Origin of the sequence: Mycobacterium sp. (genome assembly GCF_050701515.1) — a bacterium.
In the GTDB taxonomy this organism is placed as follows: domain Bacteria; phylum Actinomycetota; class Actinomycetes; order Mycobacteriales; family Mycobacteriaceae; genus Mycobacterium.
This window is the reverse complement of the sequence record NZ_JBOGDB010000226.1, coordinates 1-21,851: the sequence shown is the minus strand read 5'-3', so window position 1 is coordinate 21,851 and position 21,851 is coordinate 1. Positions and strand designations below refer to the sequence as shown.

Annotated in this window: 20 protein-coding genes; 10 read left to right on the top strand and 10 right to left on the bottom strand. The window is 66.6% G+C overall.

Annotation, left to right across the window (positions count from 1 at the left end):
- The coding region (locus ACRDU5_RS17725) for a thiolase family protein (RefSeq protein ID WP_526615992.1) at positions 1–493 on the top strand (493 nt) is incomplete at its 5' end.
- Positions 494–536: 43 nt separating this feature from the next.
- Here ACRDU5_RS17725 and ACRDU5_RS17720 read toward each other — a convergent pair.
- Both ACRDU5_RS17720 and ACRDU5_RS17715 read right to left on the bottom strand, forming a co-directional pair.
- Entirely contained in the window at positions 537–1,337 is an 801-nt protein-coding gene (locus ACRDU5_RS17720) for a putative endonuclease domain-containing protein (protein ID WP_526615990.1), read from the bottom strand.
- 142 nt (positions 1,338–1,479) lie between these two features.
- Positions 1,480–2,331 carry a Bax inhibitor-1/YccA family protein gene (locus ACRDU5_RS17715; protein ID WP_526615989.1) on the bottom strand — a complete coding sequence of 284 codons (852 nt, stop codon included), beginning with the start codon at positions 2,329–2,331 and terminating at the stop codon, positions 1,480–1,482.
- A gap of 154 nt (positions 2,332–2,485) precedes the next feature.
- On the opposite strand from ACRDU5_RS17715, the gene ACRDU5_RS17710 reads away from it, so the two are divergent.
- The 5 genes from ACRDU5_RS17710 (at position 2,486) to ACRDU5_RS17690 (ending at position 7,531) form a co-directional block, all read left to right on the top strand.
- Complete coding sequence (locus tag ACRDU5_RS17710) at positions 2,486–3,520, top strand: 3-hydroxyisobutyryl-CoA hydrolase (RefSeq protein WP_526615988.1); 1,035 nt, start codon at positions 2,486–2,488, stop codon at positions 3,518–3,520.
- A gap of 23 nt (positions 3,521–3,543) precedes the next feature.
- Positions 3,544–4,326, top strand: a complete 783-nt coding sequence (locus tag ACRDU5_RS17705; protein ID WP_526615994.1) for an enoyl-CoA hydratase — start codon at positions 3,544–3,546, stop codon at positions 4,324–4,326.
- Between the two features lie 9 nt (positions 4,327–4,335).
- A complete protein-coding gene (locus tag ACRDU5_RS17700) occupies positions 4,336–6,033 on the top strand; it encodes an alpha/beta hydrolase (RefSeq protein WP_526615987.1) in 1,698 nt (565 codons plus the stop codon).
- Positions 6,034–6,042: 9 nt separating this feature from the next.
- Positions 6,043–6,456 (top strand): lipoprotein LpqV, encoded by a 414-nt coding sequence (gene lpqV, locus ACRDU5_RS17695; protein ID WP_526615985.1) that lies wholly within the window; start codon positions 6,043–6,045, stop codon positions 6,454–6,456.
- Between the two features lie 61 nt (positions 6,457–6,517).
- Entirely contained in the window at positions 6,518–7,531 is a 1,014-nt protein-coding gene (locus ACRDU5_RS17690; protein WP_526615983.1) for a patatin-like phospholipase family protein, read from the top strand.
- Here the strand turns inward: ACRDU5_RS17690 and ACRDU5_RS17685 are convergent.
- On the bottom strand, positions 7,520–8,377 hold the full coding sequence (locus ACRDU5_RS17685; RefSeq protein WP_526615982.1) for a patatin-like phospholipase family protein: 858 nt from the start codon (positions 8,375–8,377) through the stop codon (positions 7,520–7,522). The genes ACRDU5_RS17690 and ACRDU5_RS17685 overlap by 12 nt on opposite strands.
- A 63-nt stretch (positions 8,378–8,440) precedes the next feature.
- Here ACRDU5_RS17685 and ACRDU5_RS17680 point away from each other — a divergent pair, with 63 nt between their 5' ends.
- A complete protein-coding gene (locus ACRDU5_RS17680) occupies positions 8,441–9,547 on the top strand; it encodes an NDMA-dependent alcohol dehydrogenase (protein ID WP_526615981.1) in 1,107 nt (368 codons plus the stop codon).
- Between the two features lie 3 nt (positions 9,548–9,550).
- Here the strand turns inward: ACRDU5_RS17680 and ACRDU5_RS17675 are convergent, their stop codons facing one another.
- Together ACRDU5_RS17675 and ACRDU5_RS17670 are read right to left on the bottom strand one after the other, a co-directional pair.
- Entirely contained in the window at positions 9,551–10,024 is a 474-nt protein-coding gene (locus ACRDU5_RS17675; protein WP_526615980.1) for an SRPBCC family protein, read from the bottom strand.
- A gap of 9 nt (positions 10,025–10,033) precedes the next feature.
- A complete protein-coding gene (locus ACRDU5_RS17670; RefSeq protein WP_526615978.1) occupies positions 10,034–11,083 on the bottom strand; it encodes an NAD(P)H-dependent amine dehydrogenase family protein in 1,050 nt (349 codons plus the stop codon).
- A 106-nt stretch (positions 11,084–11,189) separates the two neighbouring features.
- Here ACRDU5_RS17670 and ACRDU5_RS17665 point away from each other — a divergent pair, with 106 nt between their 5' ends.
- Both ACRDU5_RS17665 and ACRDU5_RS17660 read left to right on the top strand, forming a co-directional pair.
- Positions 11,190–12,773, top strand: a complete 1,584-nt coding sequence (locus ACRDU5_RS17665) for a serine/threonine-protein kinase (protein WP_526615976.1) — start codon at positions 11,190–11,192, stop codon at positions 12,771–12,773.
- A gap of 93 nt (positions 12,774–12,866) precedes the next feature.
- Positions 12,867–14,057 carry a thiolase family protein gene (locus tag ACRDU5_RS17660; protein ID WP_526615975.1) on the top strand — a complete coding sequence of 397 codons (1,191 nt, stop codon included), beginning with the start codon at positions 12,867–12,869 and terminating at the stop codon, positions 14,055–14,057.
- Positions 14,058–14,067: 10 nt separating this feature from the next.
- Here ACRDU5_RS17660 and ACRDU5_RS17655 read toward each other — a convergent pair whose 3' ends face one another.
- Both ACRDU5_RS17655 and ACRDU5_RS17650 read right to left on the bottom strand, forming a co-directional pair.
- Complete coding sequence (locus ACRDU5_RS17655; protein WP_526615974.1) at positions 14,068–15,699, bottom strand: long-chain fatty acid--CoA ligase; 1,632 nt, start codon at positions 15,697–15,699, stop codon at positions 14,068–14,070.
- A 10-nt stretch (positions 15,700–15,709) separates the two neighbouring features.
- Positions 15,710–16,849: an alpha/beta fold hydrolase gene (locus ACRDU5_RS17650; protein WP_526615973.1), complete on the bottom strand. Its 1,140-nt coding sequence runs from the start codon at positions 16,847–16,849 to the stop codon at positions 15,710–15,712.
- A 182-nt stretch (positions 16,850–17,031) separates the two neighbouring features.
- Here ACRDU5_RS17650 and ACRDU5_RS17645 point away from each other — a divergent pair, with 182 nt between their 5' ends.
- Positions 17,032–17,352 carry a hypothetical protein gene (locus ACRDU5_RS17645; RefSeq protein ID WP_526615972.1) on the top strand — a complete coding sequence of 107 codons (321 nt, stop codon included), beginning with the start codon at positions 17,032–17,034 and terminating at the stop codon, positions 17,350–17,352.
- 6 nt (positions 17,353–17,358) lie between these two features.
- Here ACRDU5_RS17645 and ACRDU5_RS17640 read toward each other — a convergent pair whose 3' ends face one another.
- From ACRDU5_RS17640 to ACRDU5_RS17630, 3 genes are all read right to left on the bottom strand, one after another.
- Positions 17,359–18,399: an MmpL3/TtfA transport complex stabilizer gene (locus tag ACRDU5_RS17640; RefSeq protein WP_526615971.1), complete on the bottom strand. Its 1,041-nt coding sequence runs from the start codon at positions 18,397–18,399 to the stop codon at positions 17,359–17,361.
- A gap of 430 nt (positions 18,400–18,829) precedes the next feature.
- Positions 18,830–20,503 (bottom strand): PE-PPE domain-containing protein, encoded by a 1,674-nt coding sequence (locus tag ACRDU5_RS17635; RefSeq protein WP_526615970.1) that lies wholly within the window; start codon positions 20,501–20,503, stop codon positions 18,830–18,832.
- 312 nt (positions 20,504–20,815) lie between these two features.
- Positions 20,816–21,676: a peptidoglycan recognition protein family protein gene (locus tag ACRDU5_RS17630; RefSeq protein WP_526615969.1), complete on the bottom strand. Its 861-nt coding sequence runs from the start codon at positions 21,674–21,676 to the stop codon at positions 20,816–20,818.
- Positions 21,677–21,851: the final 175 nt, after the last annotated feature.

Genomic DNA, 21,851 nt, shown 5'->3' with positions numbered 1-21,851 from the left:
GCTCAAGCCGGTGTTCCGGCCCAATGGCACGGTGACCGCGGGCAACGCCTGCCCGCTGAACGACGGCGCGGCCGCGGTGATCGTGATGAGCGACGCCAAGGCCAAGGACCTCGGCCTGACGCCGCTGGCCCGCGTCGTCGCGACCGGGGTCAGTGGCCTGTCGCCGGAGATCATGGGCCTCGGCCCTATTGAGGCGACGCGCAAGGCGCTGGCTAATGCTGGCATGACGATCGACGACATCGACCTCTTCGAGATCAACGAGGCGTTCGCCGTGCAGGTGCTCGGCTCGGCGCGCGAACTCGGCATCGACGAGGACGAGCTCAACGTGTCCGGCGGCGCGATCGCACTCGGTCACCCGTTCGGGATGACGGGCGCGCGCATCACGGCCACGCTGCTGAACAACCTGACCACCCAGGACAAGACGTTCGGCCTGGAAACCATGTGCGTCGGCGGAGGCCAGGGCATGGCCATGATCCTCGAGCGGCTCAGCTAGCGCCGGCAGCTAGTGTGCACTCAGATCGCGACTTGGGCTGATCTCAGGCGATTTCACGGTCTGAGCGCACACTAGACGACCACGCCCGGCGGCGGTAAGCGATGAACTCGGAGCGGACGATGTCGCCGCCGAATACCGCGCGTTCGCGATGATGGTCACCGTCGTACTCGACGGCGATCATCGCATCTTCCCATCCCATATCGAGGAAGTAGCGGGCGCGGCCGAAATCGTCGAACACGGGAATCTGCGTGCGCGGCCGCGGGAATCCAGCGCGGACAAGAACCAGCCGTAACCAGCTTTCCTTGGGCGACGCCGCGCCGGGGTCGTACAGGTTAAGGGCGGCAAGCAGTCGCGGTACGCCAGGCGAACCGCCGTGCAGCCGGGCGAGATCGATCACCGAGCACGCTTCGAACCGTGTCGCATCGCCCAACGCGTCGAGACGCGCCACGGCCTGGTCGCCACGATTCAGCCGGCCCAGGTCGAACGCCGTCCGCTCGGGCGTTGTCACAGGTAGGCCCGCGACGGACTGGACCTCCCCTGTGGCCAGCCGATCCCGGCGGGTCGTGATCCCAAGAGGCGCTCGCGGATTCGCCCAGATCAACTCGACGGGCGCGTCGTCGGGTATCCACTTCGCGCCGTGCAGAGCCGACGCCGCCAGTCCCGCGACGACTCCCCGCCGGCGTGTCCACAGCCAGGCCGCCGTCGTCCGTTGCGACAACGTCGGTACGACGCCGTCGGGCAGGTACACGTCCGGATAGAGGGACCGGAACCGTGTCCGCAACTGGTGTTTGTTGGCGACGACGCCGTCGCGTAGGGCCTCGCTTCCGATGAATGGTGCGTCCACACCTGCACAATTGAGAGGGCCACGGACGGCAGCGACCCGCTCGGCGCCTCCGACTCGTGGCCTGTGAATGCATCTCAGACTGTGCACACTCGGCGCATGAAAAAGCCCCCGGCGAACCGGGGGCTTTCGTCGTGGTAGGCGGCTATTCGCTCTGGAAGTAACTGAGCAGCCGCAGGATTTCGACGTAGAGCCAGACCAGCGTCACGGTCAGGGCGAGGGCGATACCCCAGGCGGCCTTCTCCGGTGCGCCGGCGCGGATCATCTGGTCAGCGGCATCGAAGTCGATGAGGAACATGAACGCGGCCAAGCCGATGCACAACAGCGAGAAGCCGATTGCCAGCCAACCGCCGTCACGTAGCCCGAGGCCGGCGCCGTCGTTGAGGCCGAACACCGGGCCGGCCAGGAAGTTGGCGAGCATCAGTGCCAGCACACCGAACAGGCCCGCGACGATCATGCGGGTGAACTTCGGGGTCACGCGGATGGCGCCGGTCTTGTACACGACGAGCATGCCGAAGAACACGCCAAGAGTGCCCACGACCGCCTGCAAGATCATCGCACCGCCGCCCGTGGAGATCAGATTGGCGAACAGGAACGAGATGGCGCCGACGAACAAACCCTCGAGTGCCGCGTAGCTGAGCACGATCGCGGGGTTGTCCTGCTTGCGGCCGAACGTGGCGACAAGCACCAACGCCAGGCCGCCGAGCGCGCCGACCAGCGTGAACGGCATGGCCAGCGCGTTATTGGCCGCGACCAGGAAGTACGAGACGACCGCGACGGCCGACAGCAGGGCCAGCGTGATGCCGGTCTTGGTGACGACATCGTCGATGGTCAGCGGCCGGGAGACCCCAACCTGCTGCTGCTCCGGGTACTGCGTCGCATAGGGCTCAGCGTGTACCTGCTGCGTACCGTAGCCGGCGGCTCCGGTACCAAATTGCGCATAACCACCCTGCGTCTTGGGCAGGGATCGAAATACCGGGTTGCTGGTCTCCCGCACCGTCGGATCCTCTCCTGTGCTGTGGTTCGACTCGTTGACGAACACGTACTCAACGAGTAGTGACCCGGCGTTAGTTCCCGTCTTACCGGGCCATACACAGAAAAACCTTACCCGGGAGCCCCCCAGAACGGGCGACGATCTAGATTGCATATCCGTGGGCGAAAACGAGGATGTCCTAGTATCCGTCGACCGCGGTGTCGGCCTGATCACCCTCAACCGGCCCAAGGCGATCAACTCGCTGACCCACCCGATGGTCAACGCGATCTCGCAGGTCTTGACCGATTGGGAGCACGACAACGAGGTCCGCGCGGTCGTGCTGACCGGCGCCGGGGAGCGAGGTCTGTGCGCCGGCGGCGACATCGTCGAGGTCTACAACAGTGCCCGCGCCGGCGGCGCCGACGCCGCCAAGTTCTGGCGCGACGAGTACCTGATGAATGCGCAGATAGCGCGGTTTCCGAAACCGTATGTGGCGCTGATGGACGGCATCGTGATGGGCGGCGGGGTGGGAGTCAGCGCGCACGGCAGCGTCCGCGTCGTCACCGAGACGACGAAGATGGCGATGCCCGAAGTGGGCATCGGCTTCATCCCCGATGTCGGGGGGACGTTCATCCTGTCGCGCGCACCGGGGCACCTCGGCCTGCACGCCGCGCTCACCGGTGCACCCTTCGGCGGTGCCGACGCCATCGCGATGGGGTTCGCCGACCACTTCGTGCCGCACGACGAACTCGCACCGTTCGCCGATGCGATCGTCGCCGACGGCATCGACGCAGCCCTGGCTGCACACGGGATCGCACCGCCGGCGAGTGCGCTGCTGGCGCAGCAGCACTGGATCGACGAGTGCTACGCCGGCGACACCGCCCTGGACATCGTCACCGCGCTGCGCGGCCACGACGCCGGGCCGGCCGCGGACGCGGCCAACCTGATCGACACCCGCTCCCCCGTCTCGGTGTCGGTGGCGATGGAAGCGGTGCGCCGGGCCGCCAAGCTGGACACGCTGGAAGAGGTGTTGCGCCAGGAATATCGAACGTCACGGGGATCGCTGCGCTCTCACGACCTTGTCGAGGGCATCAGGGCGCAGGTGATCGACAAGGATCGCAACCCGAAATGGTCACCGGCCTCGCTGGCGGAGGTGACCCGCGCCGACGTGGAGGCATACTTCACACCGCTGGACGACGACCTGAAGTTCTGACCGCAGGAGCAACTGTGACCACTGTGTCATCCAAGAACTACGAGACCATCCTCGTCGACCGGGACGCGCGGGTCGGCACCATCACGCTGAACCGCCCCGACGCGCTCAATGCGCTCAATAGCCAGATGATGAGCGAAGTCACCACGGCCGCAGCCGAATTCGACAGCGACCCGGGCATCGGCGCGATCGTCATCACCGGCAACGAGAAGGCCTTCGCCGCCGGCGCCGACATCAAGGAAATGTCCAGCCTGTCGTTCGGCGACGTGTTCGCCGCCGACTTCTTCGCACCGTGGGCGAGGCTCGCCGCGGTACGCACACCGCTGATCGCCGCGGTCGGCGGCTATGCCCTCGGCGGCGGCTGCGAGCTGGCGATGATGTGTGACGTGCTGATCGCCGCCGACACCGCCAAGTTCGGCCAGCCCGAGATCAAGCTGGGCGTGCTGCCCGGCATGGGCGGCTCGCAGCGGCTGACCCGTGCCATCGGCAAGGCCAAGGCGATGGATCTCATCCTGACCGGACGCACCATCGACGCCGATGAAGCCGACCGCAGTGGGCTGGTGTCCCGGGTGGTTCCCGCCGACGAGTTGACCCGCGAGGCCAACGCCGTCGCCACCACCATCTCGGAGATGTCGTTGTCGGCGGCAAGGATGGCAAAGGAGGCGGTCAACCGCGCATTCGAGACCCCGCTTTCGGAGGGACTGCTCTACGAGCGCAGGTTGTTTCACTCCGCGTTCGCCACCGCCGACCAAACCGAGGGCATGAACGCCTTCACCGAGAAGCGCCCACCGAACTTCACCCATCGTTAAGGTGCTTGCGTGACCGACACCGCGGAGGAAGCGACCGAGGAGGCCCCGCCGCGGAAGGAGCCCACTGAGCGACCGTGGTGGCTTCGCCATTACACGTTCACCGGCACCGCCGTCGGCCTGGTCTTCCTGTGGTTTTCCCTGACGCCGTCGCTGCTGCCCCGTGGGCCGCTGTTCCAGGGCCTGGTCAGCGGGGCGGCCGGGGCGATCGGCTACGGACTCGGCGTGTTCGCGGTGTGGTTGGTGCGCTACATGCGGTCCAAGGACACCAGTCCGCCCGCACCGCGCTGGGCGTGGCCGGTCCTCATCGTCATCGGCATCATCGGCCAGATCCTGATGATCATTTGGTTTCACCACTGGCAGGACGATGTCCGCGACCTGATGGGCGTAGCGCGGTTGGGGTTCTGGGACCATCCCCTGGCCGCCGTCCTGGCGATCGTCGTGTTGTTCGTGCTGGTGGAGATAGGTCAGCTGATCGGCAAGCTGGTGCGATTCCTGATCCGGCAACTCAATCGCGTTGCACCGCCACGGGTTTCGGCCGTCGTAGTGGTGGTCTTGCTGCTGGCATTGACCATCGCGCTGCTCAACGGTGTCGTCGCCCGCGCCGCGATGAGCAGCCTCAACAAGACCTTCGCCGCCGTCAACGACGAAACCGATCCGGACTTTCCCGCGCCGACGTCACCCTTGCGGTCCGGCGGGCCGAATTCATTGGTCAGCTGGGAGTCACTCGGCCATCAGGGCCGGGTGTTCACGTCGGCCGGCCCGACCGTCGAGGAGCTCTCGCAGTTCAACGGCAGGCCCGCCATCGAGCCGATCCGCGCCTATGCGGGGCTGCATTCCGCCGACGGCATCAAGGCAACCGCGGCGCTGGCCGCCCAGGAATTGCAGCGCAAGGGCGGGTTGGACCGCGACGTGGTTGCGGTGGCGACCACGACCGGCACCGGGTGGATCAACGAGGCAGAGGCTTCGGCGCTGGAGTACATGTACAACGGCAACACCGCGATCGTCAGCATGCAGTACTCGTTCCTGCCAAGCTGGCTGTCCTTCCTGGTTGACAAGGAGAACGCCCGGCAGGCCGGTCAGGCTCTGTTCGAGGCCGTCGACGCCATGGTGCGCGAGATGCCCGAGGCGCAACGGCCCACGCTGGTGGTCTTCGGCGAAAGCCTGGGCTCATTTGGCGGCGAGGCGCCGTTCCTGTCGCTGAATAACCTCGTCGCCCGCACCGACGGCGCGTTGTTCTCCGGGCCCACGTTCCAAAACACGATCTGGACCGACCTCACCCACACCCGCGACAAGGGCTCGCCGCAGTGGTTACCGATCTACGACAAGGGCGAGAACGTCCGCTTCGTCGCACGGCCGGACAACCTCGGCCGGCCCGCCGATCCATGGGGCAACCCACGGGCGGTCTACCTGCAGCACGCATCGGACCCGATCGCCTGGTGGAACCCCGATCTGCTGTTCCAGAAACCCGACTGGCTGCGTGAACCCCGCGGCTACGACGTCTCGCCGCGGATGGAATGGATCCCGGTGGTGACGTTCCTGCAGGTGTCTGCCGACATGGCGGTGGCGGTGGACGTCCCCGACGGGCACGGCCACGTGTACATCAAGGACGTGGCCAACGGTTGGGCGGCGGTACTGCAGCCGCCGGGTTGGACGCCGGAGAAGACCGAGCGTCTCCGCCCGCGGCTGACCAACGACGAGAACGCCTAAATTGTGAGCATGCGCAGGTACCCCATTGGCATCGCAGCCGCGGCAGCGATCGTTGCGATCGCGGGCTGTTCGTCGGGAGGCGACGACGGGCCCAAGTCGGCGCAGCCAACGTTGACAACACCGACCAGCCCGGCGCCGGGTGCCGTCGAGGTCTCGCCGAACGGCGTCACGACGGCTATCGGTGCACCCGCCGAGTCCACCGAAACCGAATATTTCCAGGCCTGCCGGGCGGCGAAGGAGTGGATGGACCAGCAGGGCGGCGACCCGAAATCGCAGATCGAGCCGTATCTGGCCACCCTGCAGGCTCCTGGCGCGCAGCCCGGTCCGGCCACCTTCGACACCCCGTGGTCGCAGCTGAGCCCCGCACGCCAGGCCGCGGTCATCGTCGCGGTCCAGGCCGGCGCCGACGCGCTGTGCGGATAATTCGAATCACGGGTGCGAGAAACTCCCGAATCGCCGGTCGGCGGAGGGCCAGAATGAGCCCATGGCTGGCAATCGCGTCGCGCTGGCCCTGGGCAGCGGGGGCGCCCGGGGATACGCCCATATCGGGGTGATCACCGAGCTGCGCGAACGCGGCTACGACATCGTCGGGATCGCCGGATCGTCCATGGGTGCGCTCGTGGGTGGTTTGCAGGCGGCCGGAAAACTCGACGAATTCGCCGACTGGGCCAAGTCGTTGACCCAACGGGCGATGCTGCGCCTGCTGGATCCGTCGATCACCGCCGCAGGGGTGCTCCGGGCCGAGAAGATCCTCGACGTGGTCCGCGACGTCCTGGGCGAGGTCACCATCGAGGAACTGCCGATTCCCTACACCGCGGTGACGACGGATCTGATCGCCGGCAAGTCGGTGTGGCTGCAACGCGGGCCGGTGGACGCGGCCATCCGGGCGTCCATTGCGATTCCGGGCATCATCATGCCGCACGTCCTCGACGGTCGACTGCTCGCCGACGGCGGCATCGTCGATCCGCTGCCGATGGCACCGATCGCGGCGGTCAACGCCGACCTCACCATCGCGGTCAGCCTCAGCGGAAGTGAGGCCGGCAGCCGGTACGAGCCAACGGAATCCGAGCCGCGCGCGACCACGGAATGGTTGACCAGGATGTGGCGCAGCACCTCCGCGCTGCTCGACACGAACGCGGCCCGGTCGGTGCTGGACACGCCCACCGCTCGGGCCATGCTGACCAGGTTCGGCGGCGGCCCCGATGATGTTGACCCCGACGCCGAGCCGGACAGCGACGAGCAACTCGTGGACGCCGCGAAGGAGGCGGCGTCGGTACCGAGGCTCGGCAGCTTCGAGGTGATGAACCGCACCATCGACATCGCGCAGTCCGCCCTGGCCCGCCACACGCTGGCGGCATACCCGCCCGACCTGTTGATCGAGGTGCCGCGCAGCGCCTGTCGCAGTCTCGAGTTCCACCGCGCGGCCGAGGTGATCGACATTGGACAGGAGCTCGCCGCCCGCGCGCTCAAGGCACTTGAGGCCGAATCAGCCGGCTAAGAACTCGGCGACCTCGGCGGCAACTCGGCGGCCCTGCTCCCGCCCGGCGCGAGCGCACGGCACCCGGCATGCGGGGTCAAGCGGGTTGGCGCCGAAGGCCTCTAACGATTTCTTGTCGGCGAACAGCCCCAGTGATCGCCCTGGAAAGGCATCGATCTCGGCGGCTGCGCCGGCGCCGAACGGCGACGGTGCCGACTCACCCGCCGGCACCAGCACCACCGCCATATCGCAGTCCTCGGCCAGCGCCATGTTCACGGTGCTGCCAACGCCACCGTCCATGTATCGCCGTTCGCCGATTGTCACGGGTGGCCACACGCCGGGCACCGCGCAACTGGCCGCGACCGCGTCGACCAGCCCGACACCCGACAGCCGGTCGAAGACGACCAGGTCGCCGGTGCCGATGTCGATCGCGGTTATCCGCAGCACCCGGTCCGGCCAGTCATCCGACGGCAACCGGTGCGCGATCACGTCGCGGCGGACGGATTCGGCGACGGTCTCCGTCGAGCGCGCCACCGCCCCGATGCGTTGCAGCCGCTGCGCGTTCGTGACGCCGGGCTCAGCCATCGCGGTCAGAAAAAGCGCGGCGATGTCGTCGATATCCACCCCGGGGTTGATTTCGCGTGAGTCGCCCGCGACCAGCCGGTCGTACAGCTCGTCGAGTCCCAGACCACTGCCGAGCTGGGCGGCAACCGTCGAACCCGCCGACGACCCGACCATCACATCAACGTCCAGCAGTTCGCGGGCCGTTTCCGGCGACTGATCGGCGATGCCCCGCAGAATGCCGGTCTCCCAGGCGATTCCCGCCTGACCCCCACCGGCCAGCACGAGTGCCCGCTTCGATGTCACAGACAGAGTGTGCCAGGCTGGCAATAATCGGCCTGAGCGCCGACACCCAAGGAGCACACGTCAATGAAGACCAAGGCCGCCGTGTTATGGGGACTGCACCAGAAGTGGGAGGTCGAGGAGATCGACCTGGACGGCCCCCGGCAGGGCGAGGTGATGGTCAAGATGACGGCCAGCGGCATGTGCCACTCCGACGAGCACCTGGTCACCGGTGACCTGGCGATGCCGATGCCGGTGGTCGGCGGGCATGAGGGTGCCGGGATCGTGGTGGAGGTCGGCGAGGGCGTCACCGAGGTGGCGGAGGGCGATGCGGTGGTGCTGAGCTTCATTCCCGCCTGTGGTCGCTGCGGGCCGTGCGTGCGCGGCATGAGCAACCTGTGCGAGCTCGGCATGCACCTGTTGGTCGGCCCGCAGCTTGACGGCACTCACCGATTCCACGCCCGCGGCCAGGACGTCGGCCAAATGTGCTTGCTGGGAACGTTTTCGGAGTACACGGTGGCGCCGACCGCGTCGGTGGTCAAGGTCGACGCGAGTGTGCCGCTGGACAAGGCGGCGCTGGTCGGCTGTGGCGTAACTACCGGCTATGGCAGCACCGTGAACACCGGCGAGGCAACGGCCGGCTGCACGGTGGTGGTGATGGGCGTCGGCGGCGTCGGCATCAACGCCGTGCAGGGAGCGCGGATCGTCGGTGCCCGCCACATCGTCGCCCTGGACCCGATCGAGTACAAGCGCGACAGGGCAATGGAATTCGGTGCTACGCACGCCGTGGCGACGCTCGACGAAGCCGCCGCGCTGGTGATCGGGCTGACCCGCGGGCAGAAGGCCGACGTCTGCGTCGTCACCACCGATGTCGCTGAGGGCGCCTACGTCGCGCAGGCGCTCAGCCTCGTCGGCAAGCGCGGCCGGGTGGTGATGACCGCGATCGCGCATCCGACCGACACCCAGGTCGATCTGTCGCTGGTGGATCTGACGCTGTTCGAAAAGCAGGTCCGCGGATCGCTTTTCGGCTCGTCGAACCCGCGCAGCGACATCTTCAAGATGCTCGAGCTCTACGACGCCGGGCAGCTCAAGCTGGACGAGCTGATCACTCGCGAGTACGAGCTCGCCGACGTCAACTCCGGCTACGACGACCTGCGCAATGGCCGAAACCTGCGCGGCCTGATCCGGTTCTGATCGTCAATGCACCAGCTGGTTGGACAACTCTTCCAACGACTGACGGGCATACCCGCGCCACAGCCGGCCGAATACCGGCAGCACCGGCGCGGTGAACCCGCTGCGCGGGTGAATGGTCCATCGCCAGGTCACGTTGGTTCCGGAACCGACGGGCTCGAAGATCCATTCCCCGTCCACCCGACCGACCAACGGGGACAGCGGCCCCTTGACTTCGGAGAGCGTGTAGCCGAACGAGCGCGGTGGATCGAAATGGGTGAGCTCCTCGCGCATGCTGCCACCGCCGACCAGCACCACGATGCGCGACTGTCCGACGGCATCCCAGTCGCCGGTTTGGCCGCGCACTTCCTTGATCGGCGGGATGGGTCCGTACCAGCGGCGGAACAGCGTCGGGAGCGGCATCGGAACCATGTCGCGGAAGACGTCCTCCGGGCCCATAGGTATCGTCCGCGACTGCTCGACCACCAACGGCTGCGCCATGATCCCAGGCTAGCTCAGCCGCGGGGCGGCCTTGCCACTGATCAGCGGTAGATCGAGGTAGGTGGCGATACCTGGCTCGGCCGCGCACACCGCCGGGACCGAGTTCACGCAGTGCGCCGCCGTGCCGACGATGCCGTATTCCGGGCCCTCGCCCCCCACCGCCGACTGAAACCCCTTGACGGTGATAGAGATGTCCGGGTCGCCGCGCACCTCCATCTCGTACCGTTGCCCTTCGGGGCCGAATGTCCATGCGGGATCGAGGTTTTCCTCACCCATCAGCCAGTTCACCGTAACGCGCACGACCACATCGTCTCCGACGAGTGCCTCCCAGTGGAACTTGCGGCCGGCCACCTGACCCGGTTCGATGACCCCGATCGGTGAATCTATCTGGGCAGTCGCGACCGCGATCTCCTGGGACGCACGAACCTTCGGGTCGACTTTGAAGCCCACCTTGTCGACGACCATCCGCACCGCCTGTATGAAGCCGCCGTCGAGCAACTTTTGCATCGGCCCGCTCAATGCCTTATCCGGAACTTCGCCGAAACCCATCACATGGCGAACCACGTCGGGGGCTTCATAGGTACGGAGATCAGAGAACTCTTCGGCGCGAACGAATGTCACGCCGGTCGACATGATCGAGAACATCAGGGGGAACTTCTCACTGATCCCGCCCGGTGCCATACCTGTGCCGTGCAGCGTCGCATTCCCCGCGATCGCCGCCTCGTGAAGCGCAGCGGCCTGCCGTTCGCTGGGATAGACCCATCCGACCGGCGTGACGACGTTCTTGCCTGACCGCAGCAGCGCCGCCACCTCGTCTGGATTGGGCAGTAGCGGCGCGTAGATGACCGCGTCGGCGTCCAGCGCCACGATGTCGTCGACGTTGTTGGTGGCGGTGATGCCGAGCGGTTCGGCGCCGATGATGTCGCCGACGTCCTTGCCGGCCTTGCCCTCCGAGTACACATAGCAGCCGGCTAGCTCGAGTTCCGGGTGTTCCAAGACCCCGTTGATGGCGGCGACGCCGACCCCGCCTGTCGCCCACTGCACGACCCGCAGGCCCATATCGCATCCTCCCGACATACTAGAACACGTTCTACTTAGGTCTACACCATTTGGTTCTGGCACAACACCTGGTGCAGGCGTTTACGGTGACTCCAGGAGACTCTGTATGACCGGCACCGAAGAGAACTCGCGCGCGGGCACCAACTTCGGCCCATACCACTTGAGGCGGTTGATCGGCCGCGGCGGCATGGGCGAGGTCTACGAGGCCGAAGACACCGTCAAGGACCGCATCGTCGCGCTGAAACTGTTGCCGGAGGCGGCTTCCCATGATCCGGTGTTCCGCAAGCGGCTGCAGCGGGAGGCACATTCGGCCGGTCGACTGCAGGAGCCGCACGTGGTGCCGATCCACGACTACGGCGAGATCGACGGCGTCCTCTACGTCGACATGCGGATGATCGACGGCACCGATCTGCGCAAGATGCTGAAGCGCTACGGCCCGATGACACCCGCGCGGGCGGTGGCGATCGTCCGCCAGATCGCCTCGGCGCTCGACGCCGCGCACGAATCCGGCGTCATGCACCGCGACGTCAAGCCGGAGAACGTTCTGATCAACCGCGACGACTTCGCGTACCTGGTCGATTTCGGGATCGCCAACGCGGCCACCGACGAGAAGCTGACCGACCTCGGGACCGCTGTCGGGACGTATGCCTATATGGCGCCGGAGCGGTTCACCAACGACGAGGTGACCTACCGCGCCGACGTGTACGCCCTGGCGTGTGTGCTGCACGAGTGCCTCACCGGGTTGCAGCCATACCCCGCCGACAGCGTCAGCATGGTCATCACCGCGCACCTCATGCAGCCCATACCGCGGCCGAGCGAGGTGCGGCCCGGTGTCCCGGCCTCGTTCGATGAGGTGATCGCTCGCGGCATGGCAAAGAAGCCCGACGATCGCTACGCCAGCGCCGGCGATCTCGCGGTGGCCGCGAACAAAGCGCTGACCCAACGCGATCAGGACCAGGCGGCCACCATCCTGCAACGCAGCCAGGACGCGACCATGCCGGGCATCGCCGGCACCACCCCACCGCCCTATCCGGCCGCATTCCACACGCCATACCCGACACCCGGCAGCACCGGCGGCGGACCGCCACCGCCCGGGCGCAGCGGCGGAAAACATCACATCTGGATTCCACTCGTCGCCGCCGGTGCGGTCGTGGCCCTGGTGCTCGGCGCCCTCGGCATTTGGTGGGCCGTCAAGTCGGACGATTCGTCCAGTCAGGGCATGACCACGACCGAAGAAACCACCACGACCAGGGCTCCGAGGACGACGGACTCCCTCGATTCCAGGCTGCTCGTCCTGCTACCGAGCGGCTACGACCGCGATGCCTGCGAACCGGCCGATACCCCGGCCCCCGGCGCACTGGCCACCGTGGACTGCACCGAGTCCAGCATTCCCGGCGGCCCGACGATCGCGCGGTATTCGCTGTTCGCCGACAGGAAGACTCTGGACGAACACTTCACGCAAGCCGTGGAACAGAACTCGGTGCTGGTGAAGTGCCCGGGCAGCGACCTTGACTCGCCCACCACCTGGCATTACAAGGCGACACCTGACCAGGTCGCCGGTCAGATTGCCTGCGGCACCTACAACAACAACCAAGATGTGACGTGGACGGAATACGCCGATCTGCTGCTCGCCGACGCGCAGGGGCCCAACCTCGATGACCTGCACAAATGGTGGAATGACCACGCCTGAAGACCCGCCTCGATTGCCAACTACTCCCTGAGCGCGACGCAACAACTGCTGTATGTTTCTGTCGACCGCGCAGGGCAGCGAAGGGACAGTGCTATGCCGAACAAGGTTTTCGTCGTCGGAGTCGGGATGACGAAGTTCGAGAAGCCGGGGCGGCGCGAGGGGTGGGACTACCCGCAGATGGCCCGGGAGTCCGGCAGCAAGGCGCTGGCGGATACGGGCATCGACTACTCCGAGGTCCAGCAGGGTTTCGTCGGCTACGTGGCCGGTGACTCGACGTCCGGGCAGCGGGCGCTCTACGAGCTCGGGCTGACCGGCATCCCGATCGCCAACGTCAACAACAACTGCTCGACCGGGTCGACCGCGCTGTACCTGGCTGCCCAATCCATCCGCGGCGGGCTGGCCGACTGCACGATCGCGCTGGGCTTCGAGAAGATGCAGCCCGGCGCTTTGAGCGGAGGCGCCGACGACCGCGAGTCACCGATGGGCCGTCACGTCAAGGCGATGGCGGAGATCGACGAGTTCGCGTTCCCGGTGGCGCCGTGGATGTTCGGCGCAGCGGGCCGCGAGCACATGCGCCAGCACGGAAGCACCGCCGAGCATTTCGCCAAGATCGGCTACAAGAACCACAAGCACTCGGTCAACAACCCGTACGCCCAGTTCCAGGACGAGTACACGCTCGACGACATCCTCGCGTCGCGGATGATCTCCGATCCGCTGACCAAGCTGCAGTGCTCTCCTACCTCCGACGGCTCGGGTGCGGCCATCCTCGCCAGCGAGGCGTTCGTCGACAAGCACAACCTGGCGGGTCAGGCCGTCGAGATCGTCGGCCAGGCGATGACCACCGACTTCGGCAGCACGTTCGACGGCAGCGCCAAGAACCTGATCGGCTACGACATGAACGTCCAAGCCGCCCAACAGGTCTACGACCAATCCCGGCTCGGGCCGAGTGACTTCCAGGTCATCGAGCTGCACGACTGCTTCTCCGCCAACGAGCTGCTGCTGTACGAGGCGCTGGGGCTCTGCGCCGAGGGCGACGGCCCGAAACTCGTCGACAACGACGACACCACCTACGGCGGGCGGTGGGTGGTCAACCCCTCGGGCGGCCTGATCTCCAAGGGCCATCCGCTCGGCGCGACGGGTCTCGCGCAGTGCGCCGAGTTGACCTGGCAGTTGCGCGGCACCGCCGACAAGCGACAGGTCGACAACGTCAACGCGGCGCTGCAGCACAACATCGGTCTCGGTGGCGCGGCCGTGGTCACCGCCTACCAACGAGCGGAGCGCTGAACTCCTAGCGCTAGTCCCGCTGCTCGATGACGTCGTAGGCGTTCTCGGCGTAGCGCGCCCGGATGGTCTTCTTGTCGAATTTGCCGACACTGGTGAGCGGCACCTGGTCGATGAACGCCCACCGCTCGGGCAACCACCAGCGAACGACCTTGTTGGACAGGAACTCCCGCAACTCCTTCGGGCTGACCTCGGCGCCCTCGTTCACCACCACGACCGCCAGCGGGCGTTCCTGCCAGCGCTCGTCGGGCACCGCGACGACGGCGGCCTCCGACACCGCGGGGTGGCCGATCAGATGGTTCTCCAGCTCGACCGAGGAGATCCACTCGCCGCCGGACTTGATGACGTCCTTGGCCCGGTCGGTCAGCGTGACATAGCCGACCGGGTCGATACATCCGACGTCGCCGGTGCGCAGCCAGCCGTTGTCGAATTTGGACTCGTCGCGGTTCTGGTAGTACGAACCGGTGATCCACGGGCCACGCACCTCGACCTCGCCGACCGCCTTGCCGTTGTGCGGCAGCGGGTTGCCGTCGTCGTCGACGATGCGGGCCTCCACGCCACACATCGGCCGGCCCTGCGTGGACCGCAGTCCCCATTGCTGATCGTCGGGAACGCCCGGCAACGGCCGCGCCACCGTGGCCAGCGGCGAGGTCTCGGTCATGCCCCACGCCTGCACGATCCGCACACCGTAATTCTCTTCGAACGTCTTCATCATCGACGTCGGCACGGCCGACCCGCCGCAGCCCACCAGCCGCAGCGACGAGATGTCGTGGCCGGGATTCTTTTCCAGGTAGTGCATGACGTCGTTCCAGATGGTCGGCACCGCGCCGGCCAGCGTCGGGCGCTGCGTCTCGATCAGCTCGACCAGCGACTTCGCGTCGAGGAACCGGTCCGACATCACCAGGTCGGCGCCGGCCATCAGCGCGGCGTAGGGCAATCCCCAAGCGTTGGCGTGAAACATCGGCGCGATCGGGAGCACCGAGTCGGTACAGCTCACCCCGAATGCGCTATTGGTGCATGTCACCATCGAATGCAGATAGCTCGAACGGTGGCTGTAGACAACACCTTTCGGGTTTCCGGTGGTGCCGCTGGTGTAGCACATTGCCGCCGCGGACTTCTCGTCGACGTCGGGCCAATCGAAGGTGGGCGATTCCGCGGCGAGGGCCTCGTCGTAGCGCAGCACGGTCTTGCCGGAAGCCGTCAACGCGTCGATATCGCCTTCGCCGACCGCGATCACGGTGTGCACGGTGTCCAGCAGGGGCAGGACAGGGACCAGTAGCCCGGCCACTGACAGGTCGGCGACGATGACCTGGTCTTCGGCCTCGTTGGCGATGTAGGCGATCTGTTCGGGCGACAGCCGGATGTTGAGCGTGTGCAGCACAGCGCCCATCGCCGGGGCCGCCAGGTAGGCGGCCAGGTGTTCGGCGTTGTTCCACATGAACGTTGCCACCCGTTGGTCGCCGGTTATACCGTTGCCGCGCAATGCATTTGCTAACCGGGCCGCCTGCTCACCCAGCTCCCGGTAGGTGCTATGTCGGTAGCCATTGCCCGTCGCGGTGGTGACTGTGCGGTCACCGTGCACGCCGCATGCGTAGCGCATGATGGTGGTAATGGTCAGCGGGTAGTTCTGCATCGTGCTGTCCATGGTCGCGATGCTAATGCGCTGGCAAACCGCTGTCGACGATTCCGGGTGAACGTCGGCGGCGCCACACGTTGAACCAGCGCAGCCGCCGTCTTCCAGTGCCGTGCTCACAGCGGGTGGCACTGCGCAGCCGGTGCATTTCGATATGGTCCGGCGCTTCGGTACCCACCCGATCGACGGGCCGGTTATTCAGCGCGTGCAGCGGTGAATCCGCCGTCAGCACCGCACCTTCCCAACCGTCGGCGCCCTTGATGCCGTGCACGCGCGCCGCGTCACACAGCGCGTCACCGAGTTCGGCGGCCAGCAACTGGCGCATCATGTCGGCGCCATGCCGGGGATGGGCCAGCATCCACGAGTGGTAGGCACCGGGCACCCGGTAGAGCGTGCCGTCGGCGCGGTCCGCCATGTCGTAGGCGCTCTCGAACGGGACCACCAGATCCTTCTCGCCGTGCACGACGATGGTCGGCACGCGGTGTTCGCGCATCGCCTCCAGCATCGGGGTGTAGTCGCCGGAGGCGATGATCGCCCGCACCGCGCCCGGGAGTCCCAGCGGGGTCCGGACATTGCGGGCCAGCGCCGAGCTCATCTGGCGTAGATAGCGGTTGCGCTCGGGTCTGGGCAGCCGCCGGGGGTCACCCGGAGCGTCGTAGGCCGCGCTCAGCAGCGCGCGCACCGCACGCCGCGGGGATCGGACCGGTGCCCGGATCGAGTCGTCGAATGGCGACCCGGCCGCCGCGTTCAAGAGCACCGCCGCCAAGACCCGCTCGGGCGCGACGGCGGCCAACTGGACGATCATCCGCCCGCCCATCGAGTGGCCCAGGAAGACGGCCTTGCGCACGCCGAGCGCGTCCAGCGTACGCAGTGTGAGTTCGACGCGATCCGTGAGGTCGGCGGCGTCGCGCGGCAGATTCGGGGTGACGCCATGGCCCGCGGCGTCGAGGGCCACGACCAGGAAGCCCATTCCGGCCAACCGGCTCAGCAATCGCACGTAGGCGCGGCCGCTGAGCGCGATGCCGTGAAGAAAGACCAGCGGCACGCCGTGGCCGCCCACGGTGACGCCGACGTCGTGCCCGTCGTCGAGCGTCATGACGTGGTGGGATAGCCGGACCCGGGTAGCCGGGGCCGGTTGGCGCGCCACCGATGTCTGACTCACCTGAACATGGTTAACCGGCCGCGTGAGCGAACGCTAACCAAAGACGTGTGTGGTTGCTTACGGTTCTGCGCACCTGCGATGAACTTCACCCCGCGCGTGCTCGTTCTAAAGCGGGAACGAAATCGGTGTCCCCGGCGATGAATGTAGAGGATCATTGCCGGTACAAGACGGGAGGTGCGGCTATGCGTACAAGGTGGACGCTCGCCACCGCGGCTGTGGGTGTGTGCGCTGCGATCGCCGCGCCGGCCGGCCTCGCGTCGGGCGATGAAAACGGGCAGAACGCGCAGGACACGATCCGCCGACTGCAGGACCAGGGCTATACCGTCAACATCGACCGGAGCGGTACCGGGCCGATGTCGGAGTGCGTGGTAACCAACGTCCGCAATCCGCAGCAGGTCACCCAGTGGGTGCCGTACGTCGGCCCGGGAAGCAACGGCGACAGCGCGCTGGTGCTGCAGGTTGTCAGCCAGTCGATTTCGGTGACGCTGGACTGCAACCGCTGAACCAGCCTAGACGGCTGCCGGCTCCAGTTCGAGAACCTCGGGAGCGGCGGTCATCGCCATCAGCTCCGTCTCGAGCATCGATGTATCCGGCGCGACGGACAGCACCGTGATCGCGCCATTCTGGTCGGCGATATAGAGCCGGCCACCGTCCGGGCTGACCGCGACACACGACGGTTCCGCGGTGACGGTTATGGTGTCGACGACCGAGTTCGTCTCCGTGCACAGCACGGCGACATGCTCGTAGGCGGCGATGTAGAGACGCTCGCCGTCAGGGCAGAGTGCCGTCTGCATGGGCGCTCCACCGATACCGACCTTGGCGGTGATCTCGTTGATTGCGGTGTCGATGACATCGACGGAACCGCCCCAGTGCGCGTCGAAGCTGGCGACGTACGCCAGGGCACCGTCGCGGGTCAGCGCGACGTCCCGGATCGGAGACGCGATGGGCACCGTGTGCAGCACCCGGGCCTCATGGGCGTCGACCACCAGCAGCGCGCCGCTGTCGGCGTCCGAGGTCGCGACGTAGACAAGTCGGCCATTCGGGCTGACCCGCACCGCGTCGATCGTGAGGCCCGCGCCGCCAGCGACATCGATGGTGCTGACCCGCCCGAAGGTGTTGATGACCGCGAGGGCAGCGCCCGTCCGTCCGATCTGACCGGCGAAGACGCGCGTGCCGTCCGGGCTGACCGCGACGTCTGTCGCGCTGTCGGCCAGCGGGTGGGCGGCGATGACTCGCTTGCTTTCGGTGTCGATGACCGCGACCGCGTCACGGCTCTGTGCCGCGGCGGCGACGTACGCGCGCCGGTCGGCGGCCGTGACCATGAACGGCTCGCCGGGAACGATGACGGTCGCGTCGATGGTCATGGCGTCGGTGTCGATGATCGAGACACTGCCGTCGCCGGAGTGTGTCGCGACGAGCGTGCTGCCGTCGGTGCTCACGGCGAGGTCGGCGATCGCGCCGTGCTGGACGGCAATGGTGCCGAGCACGACGAAATCCGGCTCGACGACCGTGGCCTCGGTCACGGCCGCGGGGACTTTGTTCGTATGCATGAAGTATTAGCCCTGTTCATCGGTACTTGTGCCGGCATGGGGTCCAGCCGGCGGATGATTCGCGTCTGACTGCGCTCGCTCAGCGCAGATTCCCGGTCGAGTGTAGCGACGAAAATTCGGGCGCCGAGAAGCGTTATCGGCCGATCACCGCTGTGCGCCGCCGAGGTCTCAGACGCCGCTTAGAAAACTTGTCGCTATTGATTCGCTACTCCAATCCGGCAAGCCGGTACACATCGCCTGACATGCAATGATTGGTCACATGCGATCGTCTGGGAGCGATGTGACGAATGACGTCGAATAACGATCTCTTAGGTTTCGGCGCGAAAGTGAGCTGCAAATCACATCGTGTCGCCCCAGCAAACTTCCCTGGAGACCAGCGCAGGGGTGCACCGCCGTCGGGCAGGGGCGCCTCGACCGACCCCTATCCGCCTCAGAACGGGAGGCGCAGCCCGCCGAGGAGGTTGCCGAAGTTCGGCAGGGCCGGCATCGGCGGCGGTGGCGGCAGGGGCATCGGCGGGGGCGCGGGCAGCGCCGGTAACGACGGCGCCTCGATTGGCGGAGGTGCCGGCAACGATGGCGCCTGCACTGGCGGAGGCAATGGTAACGCCGCGGGGATTTCGGGGGGATCAAATGCCGGGGCGGGTATCTCAACCGGAGCAACCGGCTTCGGTAGTTCGGCGGGAATCGGTGCCTGCGTGGGGATTTCGACTTTCGGAGGCGTGAGCTTCGGAAGCTCGGCCGGGACCGGCTTGGGAAGCTCCGCCGGTGCGGGCTTGGGAAGCTCGGCCGGTGCCGGCTTCGGCAGCGCAGCCGGCTTGGCCCACGGCAGTGTCATCTCGGTGGGCGTCTTCGGCGGAGCCGCTTTGTCCATTGACGGCGCTGCCTCGGGCAGCACCGGTGTGCTGGCGACCGGGGCGGCCGCGGGCTGCAACGGGCCCGGTCGAGCCGTCGGCTGTGGTCCCATCGGCAGTGCCGGCGCGGGTGGCTTGCCGGTCAGCGGCTGGGCGCTCGCCACGGGAGTCGCCGGCGGTGGCGCCGGACCCACCGGCGCACCGGTGGCATCGAACGTTCCCGCGTTGACGGGCGGGCCGCCGACGCCGTAAGGACTGCGCTGATCGATGGGTGGTGTTCCGAACGGACGGATGTTGGCCGTCTGCTGCGCGCCGTCGTCGAGGCCGGTTGGGATCGCGATGATGAAGTTGACGCCGGTCTCCACCGGGTTCGGGAAATACATCAGCATGGCCGGCGTCGGCTGCCCGGGGCTGATCGTCCGGTTGTAGCCGGTTTCCACCAGAACCCGCGCCGGCGCGTCGAGGATGGTCAGCACCGGATCCGGCACTCCCAGTTCGGCCAACGGCATCAGCAGCGGCAGCCGATTGCTCGGGATCATGTAGTACTGCGTATCTCCGTACGACCCCTGATACAGCGCGTTGCCGAGCCCGACACTCTGGTAATCCCCGTGCAGGTAGTGGATCCCCGCAGCCGCATTGGCAGTGGCGAACGGGTTGACCGGGTTGTTCGGGAAGTCCGACCAGCCGTCGTACTGGCGGGTGATGTCGACGGTCTGGAAATTGGTGTCGGTAGGCGTGGCTCCGTCGAAAGTGACGCCGAGAATCGGTATCTCGAGGCCCTCGAAGCGTTGCAGAATGCCGCCGTTCGGTCGGTTCGGGTTGCCGATCAATACGAACGACACCGGCAGCGTGGAACCCGCTGCGGCAAGGTTGGCCTTTTGGATCGATGCGATGCGAGCGCTCTGCGAATAGCCGAAGACGACCATCTCGGTGCCCGCCGGCTGCGCGTTGATCGCGTGGTCGAGATTCGTCACTCCTTGCGCGACCGACAGGTCGAACGGCATGGTTCCCGACACCGGCATGAACTGCTCCGGTGTGGAAACGGCAGTGGGCGTGCAGGATTCGGAGCCACAGAATCCGGTCAGCACGATGTAGTCGTTGTTCGCGTCGTTCACATAGCTGTTGATGAACTCCGGGCTGTCCTGCGGCGTGCTCAGCGGATGCCCGGTGCCGCCCATGATCAACGCCGTCGCCGTTAGAACGGCGAGCGGCATCATCGTCTGCGTGCCCGCCAGTACGACCGTGCCTGCCATCGACAGCACAACGACGGCCAATGATCGAATCAGTCGACGCACCGGAACCCCCAGAGGCGATTCATCAAGTTTGGCGTCCCCGCGCACCGGAGCTACACGGACGTAGCTCCTTCTAGATTTTTGCAGCCCTGCCGGGCTCGTCGCAGCAAAACGCCGAAATCTCCCGTTCGCTTTTGGGTCGGTTCGTTCGCTGCGCGGCTACATCGGCGTAGTGTCTACGGGTGGCGGACGGCTCCCTCGACGCCCTCGGGCGGTTGTTGATGTCGGACAACTTCAACTTCGGGGCCGCCCGCCCCTAGACAATCGCAGCGTTTACATCGCGTCGTCTGCGAGGAGAAGTAATTGACTGGGCGGCAGAACTTTCAGCCGCAATGCGGCGGCGGTCGCCGGCCCGACGATGCCGTCCACCTTTAGGCCGGGTGTACGACGCTGAAACGCCCTGACAGCCGCTTCGGTCTGTGGGCCGAAATCGCCGTCGACCGTTACACCGAGCCGGCGTTGCAGCTCGGCGACCTGCGGTCCTTTCGAACCGCGGTAGAACAGGATATCGGCGTACTCGCCGATCGGGACGGGCGGTCGCGGCGTCGGCGCAAGGCTTGGAACGTCGCCGATACGGGCCTGGATGTCGGCACGCAACACATCCATGTCGATGCCACCGGGATCCCATTTCCCTTGTGCGCGACCGGCATACTCCTTGTGCCCGATGGTGCGGGTGGAGTTCTGCGCCAGCCGACGATTGATCGCCGCACAGCAGTGAACCAGCGCGAAATACTGTGCATCGGGCCAATTCGTGCGATGCGGCGCCATCCTGCTGGTACCGCTGTTGGCGCATTCGATGCCGATCATGTGCCAATTGCCCATATTGGTCGGCAGCCACGGATACATGCCGACACCGGCGTGCCAGGCGACGCCCAACGCCACCAGGGTGACCGTGCCGTCGCGTGCGATGTGCAGCTGCGAAAGCGGGCCAGGCAGATCCGGGCGGCCGTTGGCGATGGACGCGGCGCTCGCAGTGTCTGATCCGGTGTGGTGCACCATGACGCCGCGGATGTCCTTGAAATCGCCGTGGCCGCGGCTCCGCCAACCCGGATACTCGACGAGCGTGACGCCCTCGGCGCGCAGCACATCGGCGATCCAGATGGGGTCGCCTCTCCAGGCTCTTGTATGCGGCACACTCCGGATCGTACGGCGCGGATCCGACAGCAGTGATCGGGACAAAATCGCCTGTCCCGCAATGTGTTCGCCCGAATAGCATAGGTGAATCCGAATCGGCGCGACCATGCGGCACATTCGGCGACAAACACGCCGCACCGAAACAGCGGCTACCGGATCGCTCTTAGCTGATCTA

Coding starts and splice junctions, on each gene's coding strand:
- ACRDU5_RS17645 (WP_526615972.1), top strand. CDS start 17,032: ATGCGTACAAGGTGGACGCTCGCCACCGCGGCTGTGGGTGTGTGCGCT.
- ACRDU5_RS17665 (WP_526615976.1), top strand. CDS start 11,190: ATGACCGGCACCGAAGAGAACTCGCGCGCGGGCACCAACTTCGGCCCA.
- lpqV (WP_526615985.1), top strand. CDS start 6,043: ATGCGCAGGTACCCCATTGGCATCGCAGCCGCGGCAGCGATCGTTGCG.
- ACRDU5_RS17655 (WP_526615974.1), bottom strand. CDS start 15,699: ATGGACAGCACGATGCAGAACTACCCGCTGACCATTACCACCATCATG.
- ACRDU5_RS17635 (WP_526615970.1), bottom strand. CDS start 20,503: ATGGCAGGCACGGTCGTACTGGCGGGCACGCAGACGATGATGCCGCTC.
- ACRDU5_RS17680 (WP_526615981.1), top strand. CDS start 8,441: ATGAAGACCAAGGCCGCCGTGTTATGGGGACTGCACCAGAAGTGGGAG.
- ACRDU5_RS17675 (WP_526615980.1), bottom strand. CDS start 10,024: ATGGCGCAGCCGTTGGTGGTCGAGCAGTCGCGGACGATACCTATGGGC.
- ACRDU5_RS17670 (WP_526615978.1), bottom strand. CDS start 11,083: ATGGGCCTGCGGGTCGTGCAGTGGGCGACAGGCGGGGTCGGCGTCGCC.
- ACRDU5_RS17640 (WP_526615971.1), bottom strand. CDS start 18,399: ATGCATACGAACAAAGTCCCCGCGGCCGTGACCGAGGCCACGGTCGTC.
- ACRDU5_RS17690 (WP_526615983.1), top strand. CDS start 6,518: ATGGCTGGCAATCGCGTCGCGCTGGCCCTGGGCAGCGGGGGCGCCCGG.
- ACRDU5_RS17660 (WP_526615975.1), top strand. CDS start 12,867: ATGCCGAACAAGGTTTTCGTCGTCGGAGTCGGGATGACGAAGTTCGAG.